The organism is Micromonospora sp. NPDC002411 (assembly GCF_053592955.1).
Window position 1 is genome coordinate 1 of record NZ_JBSFBM010000654.1, and the last position, 1031, is coordinate 1031.

Below are 1031 nucleotides of genomic sequence, written 5' to 3' on the forward strand. Positions count from 1 at the left end.
ATGCGCACCCGGTTGGTCGACCGGCGGTACGGCTGACGCTGACCCACAGCCGCTCCGACCGGGCCGTGCGGACGACCGGCCGTCCTGCGCTGTCGTGCGCCAGCAGCAGCTCGGCAGCCGGACGGTCGAGCAGCAGACCGCCCGCCCGACGCAGCAGATCAGCGGCGGGATCCGGCTGACCGCCGGTATCCCGACCGACCCACACGTAGGCGGTGTCCCGACCGGACGCCGTCAGCTGGCCCACCCAGAGAGGTTATCCATGAGAGCCGAGGTCCGCGCCTTCGTCGTCGAGCAGCTCGCCGACATGAACTACGACGTCGAGGGACTCGACGACGACACCACGCTCGGCCCCGCCGGCGTCGACCTGGAGTCGCTCGCCCTGGCCGACCTGTCCGTCCGGGTCGAGGACCGGTACGGCGTGACGTTCGCCGACGACGAGTCGGAGCAGTTGGCCCTGATGACGGTGGGCGAGTTCACCACAATGGTCGCCAACCGCGTCACCCAGGCGACGACCGGCACGGCGGCGACGAGCGACAAAGCCTGATGGGCGGTCAGCCCGACCTGGGGCGAGCTGACCTGCTGACCATGCTCGCCGAACTCACCGCGAAACCGGCTGCCGAGGTGTCCGACCGGGTCGGCTCGATGGAGCTTGCCTGGCTGGTGCACCTCGTCGAGCAGCGTTACGACCGACGGCTCGACCTCACCGACGACGAGCTGGCCGGAATCCGTACCGTCGACGACGCCCTGGCGGTGTTCCGGGCGTCGCTGACGACCTCCGCAGATGGCTGAGTCGCGCGTCGCGCAGCTCACCGGCGTACACGCGGTCAGTGCCCTGGGTCGGGGTGCCGAGGCGCAGCTCGCCGGCGCGCTGGCCGGTGTTCCGGCGTTCGGAGCGGTACGCCGTTTCGACACCGCCGCCCGCCGGGTCACCGTGGCGGCCACCCTGCCCGATGTCGGTGCGCTGCCCGACGAACTGACCGCCGCCGTCGACGCGGCCTGCCACGCGGCCGGCCTGACCGCCGCGCAGCGCG

At 72.1% G+C, this 1031-nt stretch carries 2 protein-coding genes and 2 pseudogenes; 3 read left to right on the forward strand and 1 reads right to left on the reverse strand.

Annotation, left to right across the window (positions count from 1 at the left end; translation table 11 throughout):
- Positions 1 to 244, reverse strand: a pseudogene (locus ACWCO3_RS34800) (hypothetical protein); the annotation flags it as partial.
- 15 nt (positions 245 to 259) lie between these two features.
- Here ACWCO3_RS34800 and ACWCO3_RS34805 point away from each other — a divergent pair.
- The 3 genes and pseudogenes from ACWCO3_RS34805 to ACWCO3_RS34815 all read left to right on the forward strand — a co-directional run.
- Complete coding sequence (locus tag ACWCO3_RS34805; RefSeq protein WP_145781523.1) at positions 260 to 544, forward strand: acyl carrier protein; 285 nt, start codon at positions 260 to 262, stop codon at positions 542 to 544.
- A complete protein-coding gene (locus ACWCO3_RS34810; RefSeq protein WP_145781526.1) occupies positions 544 to 789 on the forward strand; it encodes an acyl carrier protein in 246 nt (81 codons plus the stop codon). Before ACWCO3_RS34805 ends, ACWCO3_RS34810 begins: the two co-directional genes overlap by 1 nt.
- Positions 782 to 1031, forward strand: a pseudogene (locus tag ACWCO3_RS34815) (beta-ketoacyl-[acyl-carrier-protein] synthase family protein); the annotation flags it as partial. The gene ACWCO3_RS34810 and the pseudogene ACWCO3_RS34815, both read left to right, overlap by 8 nt.

Bases quoted from the DNA above. Each gene is read 5' to 3' on its own strand.
- ACWCO3_RS34805 (WP_145781523.1), top strand. From the start codon at position 260: ATGAGAGCCGAGGTCCGCGCCTTCGTCGTCGAGCAGCTCGCCGACATG.
- ACWCO3_RS34810 (WP_145781526.1), top strand. From the start codon at position 544: ATGGGCGGTCAGCCCGACCTGGGGCGAGCTGACCTGCTGACCATGCTC.